Raw genomic sequence first — 17,410 nt, 5'->3', positions numbered from 1 at the left:
TCTTGCGCGTCTTGTTGCACAACCTAATTATAGCATAGCAAATATTCCTATGCTACCTATTTTAACCGCTTCTTCTTATCATAATTCTGACTATTTTTTTCAATAATAATTCTCTTAATTATTTTACACGCAAAAAGAAACCTGAATTTCTTCAGGTTTCTTTATATATTAAATGGTTTGAGTAAATAAGAAAAGCGCGAGACGGGACTCGAACCCGCGACCCCGACCTTGGCAAGGTCGTGCTCCACCAACTGAGCCACTCGCGCAATGCAGATATATATAAGTATATCCATATGATACTCTGTATCAAAGCGGGTGATGGGAATCGAACCCACGTATCTAGCTTGGAAGGCTAGTGTTCTACCATTGAACTACACCCGCATATTGTATGTAAAGCATTCGGCACTAAGTGCCTCCTGCGTAATGCCCAGAACTGGAATCGAACCAGTGACACAGGGATTTTCAGTCCCTTGCTCTACCAACTGAGCTATCTGGGCAGTTTCTTTAAGAAACATCACAATTAACACGCATTGAACATTTTACAATGACTTCTAATTATTGTCAAGCAAAATTTTATTTATTTTCTATTCATTTTTATTTTACTGAAGTGAAAAGTTTATTTTCACTTCGAAGTAGGCAAAGTAGATTTTAGTCTTTCATTTATTTCCACTTCAACATTCTATTTAATATTAACATTGCCTCCACCAAAATATCTTTCATTACCTTCCATTCCGGTTATCAATTTAGCAAGCCCCTGCATCTTCTCCTCTGTCCTGGCAAGTTCATTGCTACATTCTAATAACTCTGCTGAAATATCAAGTCCTGCATTATTATAGATTGGCTTATATTTTAAATCATGTTCAAGGCTTGCCCAATAATCCATAGGCTCTGTTCTGAACTGAATCTCAACAGGAATCATCTTCATCGCACCGATATAATTGATAGGCACTTCTAATATAAGATGCAGACTTCTATATCCGTTAGGCTTTGGATTAGCAATATAATCCTTTCTCTTAATAAGATGCAAATCAGGCTGATTCTCAAGATATTGTGCAAATTCATACGCATCACTTATATAAGCACACACAACTCTGACACCAGCAATATCAAACAGATTATCCTGCATATTATCAACTGTTGCCTCTAGCTGTTTCTTTGCTAATTTCCCCATTACACTTCTGGCACTCTTAATTCTCTTCTCAAGCTGATGAAGTGGTTCTCTGTTATATTTGAATTTAAGCATTTCATTAATGGTTTCAATTCTTATGCATATTTCTTTCATCGCAGCCTCATACATCTTAGAAAACATCTCATATGGTGCAACATTCTGCTCTAACTGGTGAATTGCCACTTCCATCTTTCTTGCATCACCGACTTTAGCATTAAAATTCTGTAATGAATTACCATTCTCCGTTAAGAATTTAATTATATCTCTTCTGGTAATAATTCCGATAAATACATTCATATCGTCTACAACTGGTACAAAATTCTGCTCCATTGACAAAAGCAGCAAATCATTTATATCACTCGAAATGTTTATTGCCGGATTCCAGCCTTGTCTTATAATGTCCTTAATTAACAGACCATCATAGTTCTTCATATCTTCATCTGTATATTTCAACAGAAAATCTTTATCACAGACCGTTCCCGCATATGTACCATCTACACGTATTACAGGAATTGCTGTATATCCACTCTGCTTTAAAATCTCCATTCCCTGTTCAAATTCGTCTGTATCATATAAATATTTAACTTTTGATTTTGATATTATTAACTTAAATGCGTTCATTTCTAAATCAACCTCTTTTTAGGTAACTTACTATGCTGCTGCAACAATGAAGAATAATACTAATGGCTGTAGGAGTACCATTGTGTACAGACAATCTCTATATAAATTCTTATTTACTTTTATCTTATTACTTCTCATTGCTAAAAGTACAATCACCAGAAGTGGAACAAAATATCTTCCCTGCACACCCTGTATCTCTGTACTGCCTAATGGTGTCCAATCGAGGAGCATAGCCCCCATAATACAACCAACGCTAAGAATAGTCATTATGCTCATCATTAATTTAGCCTTACCGCTAAAATCATAATTATCATCTTCAGACTTCATAAATCCCAAGAACATAACAATAAATATCGGAACAATTACTACCATTGGTATGCCGATATCTATCCAGCCAAGGTTGCTTCCTATCATGCTTCCGAAGTAAAATGTTCCGAGATTCGCAAGTGTGTCCCAGAAAAGTACAATACAGAAAGCAGGATTCTTAATTAAATATCCTATAGTGTAACCCGGTGAATTTGCCCATTCCACAAATCCATTCATAGAACCTGAACCGCCCTGTTGTGGTGTTAACATTTTCACTATCAATGCAATTATAACTGCCGCCACAAGACCTGATAACAGTATTTTGAATAACTTCTTATTTTCTCTAAACAATCTCTTAAGAGGCAATAATGTCATCAAAAGAATTGGTGCATATGCAAATCCCTTAACAGGAAGGAACAAAATACTTACTGCAATAAGAACTGCTAAATCCTTCTTATTAATTTTCTCATCTACTGTTAATTTAAGTGAAAGTGCAACTACTACCAAAGCCATTGCAAGAATCGGACAGTCATAAGAGTATGAAGAGGCCTGTTGCAACGTCAATGGCATCAAACATAAGATAGCCATTCCCATCTTACCGAACGGAATCTTTCTGATTGCATAGAATGCCAGCAGAACAAACAATATATAATTAAACATAGAGCCTAAAATTAATGTCTGAACCGTTCCAAAATGAAGAATTCTTCCAATAGTAATTCCAAGTGCCGGAGCAAAATACAGATACTTTTGTGTATCTAGCATTTTCCAATCTGATTTCATTTTAACCATTGTATTATCTGCACCTGTATTATGCAAAAGGCTGTTATAATAATTATTATATACATCTCTTGTCAGATAAGCACGTAATACGTTCTGTTCAGCATCATTTTTTCTGACAGAGACAGAATCTTTATATTCTCCACCACATACCATATTAGATATTCCATAAGCAGTAGCAATATGCTTTTCTTCATCTGGTGTCGAATAATCCGGTAAATATAAAAGGAAAATAAATCCTACTACAATAGCAAAGATAAGATATGCGAATTCTGTCTTTATATCCTTCTGTCTGATAAATAACAGATAATAAAATACAACTATCAGTATACCTAGTATTGTAAATGATAACATTGTAACCCATGAGAACAAATCAAATCCCGAAGCCATTATAAGAGAAACCTTTAATACGCTATCCGAAGCTTTTCCATTAACGGTCAATTTTTCATCATCCGGATTACAATAAGTCAATGTAAGCTTGTCATTTGGGTTTAACTCTTCTACTTCTACTTTAAAACTCAGGTTCTTTTCTTCCTTAAGCTTAAGTGGATTTTCTAATTCAAATGCTATCAGCTTTCTGGAATTTATATAACCTGTATCACATTTAGTCTCTGCTAACACTTCATTTGTGTCTTTATCAGTCACAGTAAGCTTAAGTATTCCCAGATTATTATTTTCAGCTTTATATTCTCTACATTGAATAATAATTTTCTTAATGTTGCCTGTTATACCTTTTTCATCTTGTACCAGAACGTCACCTTTTTTAAGCTCTTCACTTACTTTTCCATTTTCACTCTCATTCAGATTATAACTATCATTATGTATGATAAACCTTGTATATACTCTCAGACATAAAGTTATATATATAATTAAAATTAATGCGAGTGCTGGTAATTTTTTCCATATATTCTTATTCTTCATATCATTCTCCATTCCTAAGCTGCCCGTTTTCCTAATCTCTTGTCTTATTTTCCAATTCATCAACTCTTGCCTTTAAGATACCAATTTCCTGAACCAGTTTTTTTATACTTGAAGATGCTATTGATAGTGCTACTGACATAACAAGTATTATCACCAGTGAAAATAAAAATGCCAGAAAGAACATCATATTTACAGGAGATGCTATTCCTAAAAGTTCCGATAATTTCTCCATCAATACTGGAAAACAATCCAGAATTAATACAGTTATTCCAACTAAAATCCACGAAATTGCATGTCTGAGTTCAAGTCTGTTATTTCTTACAAGCGAAATAACATATAAAAGACCCAGAACTAATATAACTGCAACAATTATCTGTAATCTCAATAACATTTCCCTTACCTCCTTGTCCTTTCTATGATAATAGCCATAGTAACCTTAAACATATAATAAAATGATTTCTTAAGCGATATTGATGAAACTCCTTCTTCTCTTGCCCTCATAATTACCGGAATTTCTAATACTTTTAATTTCTTTCTTAATATCCAGGTCGTTGTCTCAGGTTCCGGATAATCCTTAGGGTAATTTCCTGCAAACAATTCTATTATCTTTCTGTTACACATTCTGTAACCCGATGTAGGATCCGTAATCTTCTGACCTGTCAGAATTTTTATAAGGAATGTAAAATATCTTATACCTAATCTTCTTGTAAATGATGACTGAAATCCTTCTTTTTCAATAAATCTTGAACCAATTACCATATCAGCCTGTTCTTTCACAAGTGTCTCTGCCATTTCATTAAGATATTTTGCATCATGCTGGCCATCTCCATCGAACTGCACTGCTATATCATATCCATTCTGACATGCATAGAGATAACCTGTCTGTACTGCTCCGCCTATACCAAGGTTAAGTGGTAAATCAATCACGTTAAGTCCTGCATCCTTACATATCTGTAAAGTATTATCCTTAGAATGGTCATTAATAACTACATAATCAAAATCAGGTGCATTTTTCTTTATATCATTTACTGTATTTACTATACTTGCCGACTCATTATATGCCGGTATTATAACTAATTTTCTTAGTTTAATGCTCTCGTTTGTACTTTGAATACTCTCCATTTTTCAATCCTCCATACATAATAATCTGTTATAATTCATTATACTTCTCGCTCTTTCCATACTGTTTTACCAGTAATTTGGCTATGAATTTTGGCCAGAATTTTCTGAACATCTCATAATCCTCTGAGCTTCTTCCTGTTTCCGCAATAGCTGCTGATGTCTCTGAACCTTCATGGATTCTGTGACATGTAAGTGGAGTACTGCTATATACAAATGTTCCTTTGTGTCTTGACAGTATTTCCCAGCATTCCCAGTCCTCATTTGTTCTGAAATGGTTCTTAAATAAAGGTTCCCTGAATCTTTCTTTATTAAATGTTACCGAAGGACAACATATTGGTGAACCCATTGAAAGGATTCTTCTTCTTATAAACTTACTTCTCTGAAATATTTTTATTTTTAATGGTGCAAGCATAAGTCTCTTAATCTTCAAAAGTCCTGTATTATGAACTTTTTTACCATTTCTAAGTTCATAATAATCTGTAAAAAATATTATTGGATTCTTTGCTTTCTCCATCATATCTGACATTGTCTTAGAATACAGCGGAAGATAAACATCATCCTGGTGTGCTATCGTTACATATTTAGTTGTTGTTTTGGAATATGCAAAATTCCAATCTTCCGTAATACCACTTTTTCCTGTATTTATATACAATTTTATATTATATTTTTCTGCCATATTTTTTATATAATCATTAGGTGTGGATGTACATATAATAATCTCTGATTTCATCTCCTGAGCCATCAATGACTCTATACACTCTTCCAAATATGGACTTTCTTTATACGCACAAATAGCAAAAGTATGTTGCATAATTATCTCCATTCCGCAGACGTTTATCTATCAGTCCGCCTATAATTTTCTACTTTATATTCTGTTTTATCGTTTTCTTTACCTTAAGCACATAAACTATGATACTTCCTGCGAAAAACAGTCCCAGAACACATACCGCCACAAAAAAGCTCATTGATGCCCCAAAAAGTTCTGATTGCTGTACTAATCTATCCGATAAAATGTAGACGCTTATCGCTGATAATATATATCCTGTCATTATCAACTTCTTTGTTCTAAATATTGTAAGTATATAATATAGGACAAACGCAACAGAATTAATTCCTCCTGCCGCTATAGTGAACACAAGCAGGCTTCTGTATGCAGATAACTCGCACCCTGTTGCAATTGACAAAACAGGTATTCCTAACAAATATGCTCCTATTAAACACACTACAGTTATTCCTAGCAGACAAGATAGCATTTTAAAAATAATTGCAAAGAACTTTCTAAATTCTTTCTTCTCATTTAAATCTGTCAGTGTAATAAGCATAGGTCTGAATAAGAATCCCGCAAAAAGATTTATAACTGATACAGGCAGAAAAATAGCCTGATAATAAGACTGATACTCGCTTGACATATATTTATCCACAGCAAGTCTTGGTGCACTAAGTATATATGCCCACAAAAATACACCAAGGAACAATGGAAAGCAATTTTTCATAATCTCAAGTACACTCTTAATATTACATAGATTAAATTTATCTTCAAATTTATTATAAACTTTTATATCAAAAATGTATACACATATAACTGCCACTACATCCGAAATTATCATCGTAATCACAAGATTATGCGTCATAATAAGCATTATAAAATATATAGCCATCATAATAAGTGTTCTATGACACATTGATTTTCCTGCCAGATACAGATAACCATCTTTGTGGAATTGTGATTCATACACATCCGCAAATGCATCAATTAATTTTAAAATACATACTAAAAGAACAATTCCAGCCTTTTCCCTGTCATATCCTTTTAATAAAATATAGCCAATTGATACCAGCAGCATAATTGCACATGTATATATCTTCGTAGTAAAATATTGTCCAAAGGTATACCTATCTTTCGAATCAGTAACCTGATAATTTCTCATTTCAAAATATCCAAAATATACTAACATCTGACTTATAGTCAGTGCTATTGCAAATATTCCACCCTTTTCTTCTCCAACGATTCTTATTGTAAGATATGACATAAACACTGTTGACATCGCATAGACCAGACTGCCTATCATATTCCACAGGAAATCGCTTTTTTCGTTTTTTTCAAACATTTTTATATCCTTTCCACTACTATACAATGCATAAGTATACTCGTTTCACCACCTTTTATCAAGAAAATTTTTTGTAATAATTACAAAAAAGGCTTATTTTACTATATACTATAACAATTTATTTTTATGTAACTTGCATTTTCTCATATTTAACGACATTTACTTACATAATTTTAGACATTTTTTTACATTTTTATGATGATTTCTTGCATATACATAATTTATTATAATTATAGTCATGATGGATACATATAAATCGCATATTCCCTCTCTTTTATCGGTTTCTATGTAAAAATGTCATATCTGGCTGATTCTTCATGACAATATTTAATAACGCAGAAAGGTCGTTCATATATGCAATCATCACGTAAAGCCAAAAATATTCAATTAATCCGCTTTGTTATTGGAATATTATTATGTTCCGCTATTATTTTATTTGTATATATGTTGTTACCAGATTCACGTTCTGAAACTGCTAACGCCGGCCATTCTATGCTATTATCATCTTCTACAATTTCTGAGGCTGAAGAACTTTCTTCAACTGTCAGATTACCACTTTCTGACTGTGAGGTGTGTATTGATGCCGGACATGGTGGTCAAGATATAGGCAGTAGCAAAGGAAAACGTTTAGAGAAAGATGATACTCTTGATTTGTCAATGAAAATTTTTAAATATTTATCAGATAAGGGCATATCTGTTGCCATTTCACGAACTAATGATACTTATCTTTCACTTCAGGAGAGAAAAGATTTCGCTGAAGATTCTAATTGTACGTTATTTATCTCTATACACAGAAATCTGTACGAAGGCAATTCAAAGATAAACGGAGCAGAAGCATGGATTCACAGTTCTGACCCTGTAAACGCCCATTCGCTTGCTTCTTCAATTCTAAATGATATCTGTTCTTCTAATAATTTTGATAATCCAACCTTTGATAATCGTGGGGTAAAATGCGGAACAAGTTCCGATGCATATGATAACTATGCAATTAATAAAGTGAGTATGACAAGTATGATTCTTGAAATGGGTTTTATAACAAGTCCATATGATAACAGGGCTTTTGATAACAATCTTGATACATATGCTAAAATAATCGGTGATGATATAATAGATTATCTGAATAATAAATAACCCAAGACTATCTTGTATAGCCTTGGGTTATTTATTATCGTTTTACAAAAATGCCGGCGACCGGAATCGAACCGGTACGGGAGGTTAGTCCCGCAGGATTTTAAGTCCTGTGCGTCTGCCAGTTCCGCCACGCCGGCATAAGCATTTCAGCTTAATGGATGGAGGTGGATTCGAACCACCGAAGCAATTTGCAGCAGATTTACAGTCTGTCCCCTTTGGCCACTCGGGAATCCATCCGATTTTTTAATGCTATATATTTATACCATATAAAACATTAAAGTGCAAGTATTTTTTTATTACTAACGAAGTTTATTCTATCATTAATCATTTGAAATTTACCTTGTTCATCTTTTATAATAAACAATGAATTTTATTTTTCATTTGCTTTTCTACTGTACTCTTTTTCTGTATATTGCAGCTGAAAAACCTGGTAATCTTACTATTATCTCGCCATTTACAACAACATACACTACCTTGCCTACATTATATGTGTCTCTTGATGATACCATAAGACTTTCCATAATGCTGTTATCCCTGACACCTAACTGCCATACCGGAATATGAATTTCTCTCTCTGAATCATTGTTATTTATCGCAATTGCAAGTATATTATCATTCAGGAAACGTCCATAAGCAATTATATTGTATTCTCCTAATAATGCCTTAAACGAACCTTTTCTTAGTGCTATGTTATTCTTATGAATTCTTATTGCATCTATATGAAATTCAATCAATTCCATATCTTCTCTGCCCCATGGATAAGTTCTTCTGTTATCTGGGTCAGTCCAGCCACATACTCCTGCCTCATCTCCATAGTAGATAGTAGGTGCACCAGGCCATGTCATCTGCATTATTACAGCTTCTTTCATAATACCTTTATTAGTATACATTTCTGCTGCCTGAGGTCCTACCGATGCAACTCTGCCGACATTTCCATTAGTTCTGGTCATAAAACGTGAATGATCATGGTTAGATAATTCGTTCATGGCAACTAGTAATGAATTTCCCTGAAACCTTGACATATGATGTCGCATAGATGCGAAGAACGAATACGAGTCACCTCTTAAATCATCTCTCTTCTCATCACTATGTTTCTCCATGCCTGTAAGAAACCATGTAATAGGCTCCATAAATGCATCGTAGTTCATTACAGTATCCCATTCATCACCCTGTAACCATGAGCCTGGATCTCCATAATGTTCAGCTAATATAATAGCTTCAGGATTAGCTTCTTTAACATTCTTTCTGAAGTCCTTCCAGAACTTATGGTTAAATTCACCACTATGTCCTAAATCTGCTGCAACATCAAGTCTCCATCCATCTACATTATAAGGTGGTGAAACCCATTTTCTTGCAATTTTCATTATATACTCATATAATTTTGGAGATTCTTCATAATTAAGCTTAGGTAATGTATCGTGACCCCACCAGCCATTATAATGGTAATTATAAGGCCATGCATCTTCAAAGAATTTAAAGAAGCTTCTGTATGGGCTGTCACCTGATACATATGCCCCTTTTTCATAACCCTCCTGGTTCTCGTAAATCTGTTCTCTATCAAGCCATTTATTAAATGAACCACAGTGGTTAAATACACCATCTAAGATTACTTTCATTCCTCTTCTATGGACTTCTTCAACAAATCTGGCAAATAATTCGTTAGATGCCTCTAAGTTAGCCTTATCGGTAACTCTTGTTATATATCTGCTTGCCTCTCTGTTAAGGTAATTGCCTTCACTAAGCAATTCTCCCTCGTCTTTAACAATCTTTCCGAAATGTGGGTCAATATAATCATAATCCTGAATATCATATTTATGGTTAGAAGGGGAAACGAACATAGGATTGAAATATATTACTTCTACGCCTAATTTCTCTAAATAATCTAATTTATCCCATACGCCCTGAATATCTCCGCCGTAGAACTCTCTTACGCCCATTGTAGCAGGATACTTATACCAGTCATCAACTTTAACAGAGTAATCACCAATATAGCTGTATTCTCTTGTCTCTACATCATTACTCTTATCACCATTAAAGAATCTGTCTGTATATATCTGGTACATTACTGCACCCTTAGCCCAGTCAGGTGTCTTAAAGCCCGGAGTAATTACGAAGTCATACCATCCAAGTCTCTTGTCACATACACCAGATTTATCATAGAAGCACTCCTCGAATCCTGAAACTATCTTAAAATAGTATTTTATCTGTGTCTCTTCAATCTTAATCATATATTCATAATAATCAAATAACATATCAGTTTCTATATGCTCCATAAGGTGTCCTTCGTCTCCTATGCACAGATATACTCTGTCTACATTACCCACAGCGGTTCTGAAGCGAATCCTTACTTCCGAATTCTTATCTGGTTCAGGTGGAAGTCTGTATTCAGAATTCTCATCGCAAAACAATGCTTCTTTATTAAGCATTGGGCGCATATTCTGCATATACAATATTTTCTTTTCATTTTTATTCATATGATTCAAATCTATATTCATTGTTTTTTCCTCTTATTATATGATATGTAACTTTCACAATTTTATTATAATTCACATTCAAATGCAATAATGTTTTATAATTTTTTAATATTTTACACTTCTACACTTCTATATGTAAAAAGGACAGCTCACATGCTGTCCTTTTTGGAGAAGGTATTTCGTTTCTTATGGGGTGTAGCAAAAACTATATAATGTATTGGGGGGTTTTTACGATGTAGATTATAACATCCGTCTATGCAAAAGTGTGCATAAACTTTACAAAAAATCATTTTACTTTTTGTGCAAATTGACACATTATTTTCCATTTCAACAAAATATCTTATTTTTCATCATTTGTTTTTATACATTTTCAACATTTCATTTATATATAAATTATTCTGTCACTTCTGTATCCGATGTTTCTGATTCTTTAACTTCTTTATCGTCAAATAAAGCTTCGAATTCCTTCTGTCCAATCTTCTCTTTCTTCATAAGAAGTTCAGCACTCTTATATAATACATCTTTGTGTTCTTCGATTATATGTTTAGCTTTAGCATAACATTCATCAACAATTCTCTTAACTTCATTGTCAATGGCACTTGCAGTTCCATCCGCATAACCTCTTGTATGTGCTAAATCTCTTCCAATAAATACTTCGTCTTCATCATCTCCATAACAGATAAGACCTAATTTGTCAGACATACCATATTTAGTAACCATAGCCTTAGCTATTGCTGTTGCCTGCTTAATATCCTGCGATGCACCTGTCGTAATATCGTCTAATACCATTTCTTCTGCAATTCTTCCGCCTAATGATACCATTATGTCCTGAAGCATCTTGCCCTTAGTATTAAACATCTCGTCTTTCTCAGGTAATGGCATTGTATATCCTGCTGCTCCTGTTCCTGTAGGAATAACTGAAACTGTGTGTACAGGTCCGACATCAGGAAGAACATGGAATAAAATCGCATGACCTGATTCGTGAAATGCTGTAATTCTCTTCTCTTTCTCTGATATAATTTTACTCTTCTTCTCTGTACCGATACCAACTTTAATAAATGAACGGTTAATATCTTCCTGAGTAATATATTTTCTATTCTGTCTTGCTGCATAGATTGCCGCTTCATTTAAGAGATTCTCAAGGTCTGCACCTGTAAAACCTGCTGTAGTCTGTGCTACATTATCAAGGTCAACATCATCACCAACCTGTTTATCTCTGATATGAACATCAAGAATTTCTCTTCTTCCTTTAACATCCGGTCTGCCTACCACTACTTTTCTATCGAAACGTCCCGGACGTAATATTGCAGGATCAAGTATGTCTACTCTGTTAGTAGCAGCCATTACTATTATTCCCTCATTTACACCAAAGCCGTCCATCTCTACTAATAACTGGTTGAGTGTCTGTTCTCTTTCATCATGTCCGCCACCCATACCTGTTCCTCTTCTTCTTGCAACAGCATCTATCTCATCGATAAATATGATACATGGCGAATTCTTCTTAGCCTCTTCAAATAAATCTCTTACTCTTGATGCACCGACACCAACGAACATTTCTACAAAATCTGAACCTGAAATACTGAAGAATGGTACTCCTGCTTCACCTGCTACAGCTTTAGCAAGTAATGTCTTACCTGTTCCCGGAGGTCCTGTAAGAATTACACCTTTAGGAATTCTTGCGCCTACCTCAAGATATTTCTTAGGATATTTTAAGAAATCCACAATTTCCTCTAACTCTTCTTTTTCTTCCTGTAAGCCAGCTACCTGGTCAAACTTAACTCTCTTCTTAGGGTCATTAACCATTTTAGCACGGCTCTTTCCAAAGCTCATCATTCGGTTAGCTCCGCCACCGCCGCCTGTCTGTGCGGTAAGTATTGATATAAATATAATAGCAATTACTATCATTACGACGTATGGAAGAATCTGCCATAACACATTCTCTTTCTCAACATCCTTCGTAGTAAATTCTATATTTTTATCTATGAGTCTCTTTTCTTCTTCAGCAGCACTTGCAACATTAAGTTTATGTTTATCGCCATCTTTTAAACGGACAACTATCTTACCTGTCGGCACCTCTTTATTCTGATATAATGTTACACTCTTAACTTCATCATTTTTAATATCTTCTAAGAAGTCGCTATATTTATAATGATCTGTATCCTTATTATATATTGCAATGTAATAAAAAGCAGACATAACTAATAAGAGTACAATTATATAAATACCAAAGCCTTTCATTTGTTTCTTCACTTTTTGAATCCTCCTCTCACTTTTTGAGCATTTTACAATCTATTCTGTATCTACCACACCAATATATGGAAGATTCCTGTATTTCTGGTCATAATCCAAACCGAAACCTACCACAAATTCGTCAGGTATATTAAAACATGTATATTGCACGTTTACATCAACAACTCTCCTGTCAGGTTTATCAAGTAATGTGCATATCTCAATACTGTTAGGATTTCTCTGCCATAACATATCCGTTAATGCCTTTAATGTACGTCCTGAATCGATAATATCTTCTACAATCAGAACATTCTTACCTTCAATTGATTCATCAAGGTCTTTTACAATTTTTACTTTTCCACTGCTCTCTGTACCTGAACCATAGCTTGAAACTGCCATAAAGTCCATAGATACATCTGTTGTGATTCTCTTAGCAAGTTCGCACATAAAGAACACACCACCTTTTAATACACAGATGAGATGTACTGTTTTTCCTGCATACTTCTTGCTGATTAGATCACCAATCTCTTTAATCTTAGCACACACATCTTCTTCTTTAATCAACACTCTGATTTTGTCCTGCATTTTGATTTTCTTTCCTTTCTAGTCTAGAAATTATTAATAAATGTTTCGTATCTTCTGTCACCTTATATTCTTCACTAATTCTATGACCTACAATCCATATAATATGTGAACCATCTGCAAATACCGGAATCAAACCTCTTTTTTCTGCCGGAATCTTATTGTCCACAAAAAAACTCTTCAGTTTCTTTCTCTGTCCCTTTGCATTTATAACTACATAATCCTCTGATTCACGATATCTTAATTGCACAGTAAATTGTATTTTATCATAATCAAAGCATTTAGTATACAAGTTTTGGTAATTTTTTAGTTGATTTATTAAAAATTTTATATTTATTCCCTCTTTTTCGACATCGATTATCCTTACATCAAACTCTTCTTCTCCCAGTGTATATACACCGTCTTTCCCGATATCTTTCCTGATATCTTTCCTGATATCTTTTTCTATATTTTTTTCATCTCCAGCTTTACTTACATTTTCTCTCTCAATAATTATATTATCATATTGGACTCTGGCTATAATTCCATATGGCAGCATTATATATCGTCCCGTCTGCCTGCCACATAAATCTATCACATCTTCTATATGCTTCCTTGTAATATCCTTAAGCTTTTCTGCTGCCTTTTCAATGCATGCTCTCACAATACGCTTCTGTATTATTTCTTTTTCACATGCAAGAGCCTTTCTGTTAATGTAAATACAATTATTATGCTCTGAGACAATATTTTCATACATATAATTCGTAACTTCCGAAAGATAATCTTCTATCTCCCTTAACTCATCTGCCGCCTGACAAATGTGGCTTATACTGTTATCATTAATGTTCTCACTAAGATATGGCAACACTCTGTGTCTTATCTTATTCCTTGTATAATCCTCTGTAAAGTTAGTTGAATCATCTATATGTGTTATATTATGTTCTGATAGGTACATCTCTATCTCTTCGCGTGTAAGACACAATACCGGTCTTATTATACTGCCATTCTTATATGGAATTCCCGCTAATCCTTTAAGTCCGCTTCCCCGGCACAGATTATGGATAAATGTCTCGGCACTGTCATTCCTGTTATGTGCCACCGCAATCTTTACACTTCTTCCATTACTTATAAGTTCTTTCGCCACTTCATCAAATGCCTTATATCTTAACGTTCTGCCCGCTTCTTCCTCTGATAATCCGTTAGTCTTAGCATATCCAGGGACATCATATTTATAGCATCTAAACTTAACACCATCATTCTTACACATATTTTCCACAAAATTCATATCCCTGTCTGCTTCTTCTCCACGTATTCCATGATGTATATGAACTGCAATAATATCTATATCAAAATAATTCTTAAGTTCCAGAAGTATTTTATACAGGCATACGGAATCAGCGCCACCTGATACACCCACAATGACGCTTTCTCCCTTTTCTGCCATATTAAATTGTTCCATATATTTTCTGACTTTAATTAATTCGTTCATAATCTACCTTTATCAATTTTGCTTTTTATTATTTCTCTATATATTCGTTTATATTAATCCGGCTCCTATATACACCGGTTTTTTATTATTTCTGTTCTTTTCAATATTTTATAACTCTGACTTTATAAATTACCAGTATTTATAATATATGTTACTTTATTCTAAATTTATTAGCAAGTATTTATTATGCTATCTTTTTATTATTTTCCCATATCCCGGTTACTAATACAGTCATATCGTCAGTCAGTCTTGATTTATCTGAAACTGCCTTTTCTAAGATGCAATCTGCAATCTCTTTGGGCGAACCACCATCGATATCCCTTATGATTTCAACCAATTTACCATCATTGTCTTCTGTATTAAGTGCATCGATTACACCGTCAGACACCATAATCACCAAATCTCCATCATATAATTTCTTACTTGTGCTGTCATAATCGACTTCGGCAAACATACCAAGCGGCATTGATGTAGATTTAATCGTTTCAACCCAGTTGCCCCTCTTAACAAATGTCGTAGCTGCTCCGATTTTCACTAAATCGCACATGCCTGAATGTAAATCAATTACACCATAATCTAGTGTTGCAGGGTGTTCCTCCTCTGAGTTCATTATCATAACTGAATTAATCATTTTAAGTGCTGTATCACCATCAAAACCACTGTCTAAAAGCTGTTCTAACAATTCAATTACTGTTTCACTTTCAAGGCATGCACTTGTTCCATAACCCATACCATCTGAAATTCCCATAAGAACCTGTCCATTCTCTAATTCTTTAAGCGAATAATTATCTCCCGATATTCCACCTTCACCTCTTGCCTTTCTCGCTGCACCATGTAGTACATAGAAATTTGCCTCCTCCACATATGTCGTTGTCGTGAATTCATTACTGATTACCTTTCTGCAATTTCTAGATGGCATATATGCCTTTCCAAATGCCTCACTTACCGCCTCTGCTATCTCCCTTGTTCCAATCGTCACACCTTTCTCGCATTTTGCTGTTATTAAATATTCTTTTTTATGTCTGCGGTTCTCTATACCCATTATTTTATCCATATATACTTTTCTGCCCTTTAATTTATGTCTTATATATTCCTCCTCTTCCCCGGTAATCTTCACAAAATCATACATTTCATGCGAATATTCTTCTATGATTTTAGAAATCTGGTTAAGCTGCCCTGACATAATATTTCTGCTCTCATCAAATTTATTCTTCCATATCTGGTTAATGTCTGTATTCGTCTCAATACTGTCAATATTACCTGTCTCCATATCATTTTTTAATATGCTCTTAGACAGTTTTTCTATCGCCTTTGCCGCATTTGTCAACTTTTCCTCAAGTATCTTCTGCATATCATTTTCTTCATTATTATTAATATTCTCTTCGAATCTGTAGATAATATTTTTAGGAAGCATCATAAATATTATACCCGCACCAAGCAGCCCCTTGACAATATTGTCACTGATGAATAACGGATATGCCGCATAGCCGACTGTCAGGCACGCACAAATCATTGATAACACACTGATAACTCGTCCTAATTCCCTGAATATTCCTATCGCAATTCCAAGCATACACATTATTCCTAAGTATTTCGCATCATCATACCATAAACACAAGGATATTCCACATGCCGAACCAATTATGGCACCCATTCCCGCACCATATTTATATGCGCCATACAAAATTGAAAAGAACAATATTATCTCTATTCCCGATGCCGGAATCGTCATTCGCTCACCTATATTATAGATAACCAACCCGGTAATAAGTGCCATACTAAACATTTCTTCATTATCATAGACCGCTTTTCCACTTATGAGTGCCTGAATAGCTTTCCTGAATGTGATATTTAATGCCGCTGAAAATACTGACATAATCACAGGCATCGCTAATGTCATAACTGTCTCCATATTCATTGCAAATGTCGTGTATTTCTCATTAATTAATAAATCGGTAACTTCAAGTGTAAATACTGAAATAAAGCATATTATTGCGCTTGCATATTCATTTACACGCAATTTATTAACGGCAGTCAGTTTGGATATAATGATGATTACACTTATCGCAGATATGTATTTTACTATATCTATCGTCTGAAAATTATTTGCCATTCCAAGTAACATTACTATTATAGTAGTTATCCCTGGTGAACCGCTTGCGTATAATGCTGATGAATATCCCATTCCTACAGGATTCAGTCCATACATATTACTGCCCGCAAGTACAATTCCTATCAGATTCAATGCAATTAATTTAATTCTGTTTGTTTTGTTATTCATAAAATAAACCTCCATTTTTTAGGCATCTGCCTTTTATGGAGGTCATTATATATAGGTCTTTGTGTTTTTTTTGTCAAAGCAATGTAGCATTTCTAATAAAGTTTTAGACATTTTCCCTTTCAAAAACATTTTTGAGGCGATTTTATGTACCTAGACTATTTTAAGAAACTGTAGACTAATCTTAACTTCTTCGCGGCTTACCGCAAAGAGGCGGTCAGAAAT

The 17,410-nt window shown here is 34.2% G+C and carries 12 protein-coding genes and 5 tRNA genes; 1 reads left to right on the top strand and 16 read right to left on the bottom strand.

From position 1 onward, the window contains the following. Positions 1-193: 193 nt before the first annotated feature. From OCV48_RS00725 to OCV48_RS00685, 9 genes are all read right to left on the bottom strand, one after another. Positions 194-266: transfer RNA gene (locus tag OCV48_RS00725), tRNA-Gly, on the bottom strand. Positions 267-310: 44 nt separating this feature from the next. Further along, a tRNA-Gly gene (locus OCV48_RS00720) sits at positions 311-381 on the bottom strand. A 43-nt stretch (positions 382-424) separates the two neighbouring features. Beyond that, positions 425-497 (bottom strand) — tRNA-Phe (locus OCV48_RS00715). A gap of 182 nt (positions 498-679) precedes the next feature. Then, a complete protein-coding gene (locus OCV48_RS00710) occupies positions 680-1,789 on the bottom strand; it encodes a CBS domain-containing protein (RefSeq protein ID WP_021982039.1) in 1,110 nt (369 codons plus the stop codon). A 30-nt stretch (positions 1,790-1,819) separates the two neighbouring features. Then, the gene (locus tag OCV48_RS00705) at positions 1,820-3,793 is read right to left on the bottom strand and encodes a DUF2142 domain-containing protein (RefSeq protein WP_262558503.1); all 1,974 of its coding nucleotides are present in this window, start codon (positions 3,791-3,793) and stop codon (positions 1,820-1,822) included. A gap of 31 nt (positions 3,794-3,824) precedes the next feature. After that, positions 3,825-4,184, bottom strand: coding sequence for a DUF2304 domain-containing protein (locus OCV48_RS00700; RefSeq protein WP_021982041.1), 360 nt, complete (start codon positions 4,182-4,184; stop codon positions 3,825-3,827). Between the two features lie 5 nt (positions 4,185-4,189). Then, on the bottom strand, positions 4,190-4,915 hold the full coding sequence (locus tag OCV48_RS00695) for a glycosyltransferase family 2 protein (protein WP_021982042.1): 726 nt from the start codon (positions 4,913-4,915) through the stop codon (positions 4,190-4,192). A 28-nt stretch (positions 4,916-4,943) separates the two neighbouring features. Next, positions 4,944-5,726, bottom strand: a complete 783-nt coding sequence (locus OCV48_RS00690) for a glycosyltransferase family 2 protein (RefSeq protein ID WP_021982043.1) — start codon at positions 5,724-5,726, stop codon at positions 4,944-4,946. A 49-nt stretch (positions 5,727-5,775) separates the two neighbouring features. Next, a complete protein-coding gene (locus OCV48_RS00685) occupies positions 5,776-7,023 on the bottom strand; it encodes a lipopolysaccharide biosynthesis protein (protein WP_021982044.1) in 1,248 nt (415 codons plus the stop codon). 354 nt (positions 7,024-7,377) lie between these two features. On the opposite strand from OCV48_RS00685, the gene OCV48_RS00680 reads away from it, so the two are divergent. Next, positions 7,378-8,154, top strand: coding sequence for an N-acetylmuramoyl-L-alanine amidase family protein (locus OCV48_RS00680; RefSeq protein ID WP_147590839.1), 777 nt, complete (start codon positions 7,378-7,380; stop codon positions 8,152-8,154). Between the two features lie 51 nt (positions 8,155-8,205). Here OCV48_RS00680 and OCV48_RS00675 read toward each other — a convergent pair. The 7 genes from OCV48_RS00675 to OCV48_RS00645 all read right to left on the bottom strand — a co-directional run bounded on the left by OCV48_RS00675 (position 8,206) and on the right by OCV48_RS00645 (position 17,188). After that, positions 8,206-8,291, bottom strand: a tRNA-Leu gene (locus OCV48_RS00675). A gap of 18 nt (positions 8,292-8,309) precedes the next feature. Continuing rightward, positions 8,310-8,391: transfer RNA gene (locus tag OCV48_RS00670), tRNA-Tyr, on the bottom strand. 152 nt (positions 8,392-8,543) lie between these two features. After that, positions 8,544-10,649, bottom strand: coding sequence for a glycoside hydrolase family 13 protein (locus OCV48_RS00665; protein ID WP_021982046.1), 2,106 nt, complete (start codon positions 10,647-10,649; stop codon positions 8,544-8,546). Positions 10,650-11,021: 372 nt separating this feature from the next. Next, positions 11,022-12,866: an ATP-dependent zinc metalloprotease FtsH gene (ftsH, locus tag OCV48_RS00660; protein WP_147590990.1), complete on the bottom strand. Its 1,845-nt coding sequence runs from the start codon at positions 12,864-12,866 to the stop codon at positions 11,022-11,024. 51 nt (positions 12,867-12,917) lie between these two features. Next, positions 12,918-13,442, bottom strand: a complete 525-nt coding sequence (gene hpt / locus OCV48_RS00655) for a hypoxanthine phosphoribosyltransferase (protein ID WP_021982048.1) — start codon at positions 13,440-13,442, stop codon at positions 12,918-12,920. Further along, positions 13,414-14,907, bottom strand: coding sequence for a tRNA lysidine(34) synthetase TilS (gene tilS, locus OCV48_RS00650; RefSeq protein WP_021982049.1), 1,494 nt, complete (start codon positions 14,905-14,907; stop codon positions 13,414-13,416). Before tilS ends, hpt begins: the two co-directional genes overlap by 29 nt. 184 nt (positions 14,908-15,091) lie before the next feature. Then, complete coding sequence (locus OCV48_RS00645; RefSeq protein ID WP_262558499.1) at positions 15,092-17,188, bottom strand: SpoIIE family protein phosphatase; 2,097 nt, start codon at positions 17,186-17,188, stop codon at positions 15,092-15,094. Between the last annotated feature and the right edge of the window lie 222 nt (positions 17,189-17,410).

Source organism: Bovifimicola ammoniilytica (assembly GCF_025567085.1).
Taxonomy (GTDB): Bacteria; Bacillota; Clostridia; order Lachnospirales; family Lachnospiraceae; genus Bovifimicola; species Bovifimicola ammoniilytica.
Note: the sequence above shows the minus strand (reverse complement) of the source record. Positions and strands in the feature narration are given on the sequence as shown.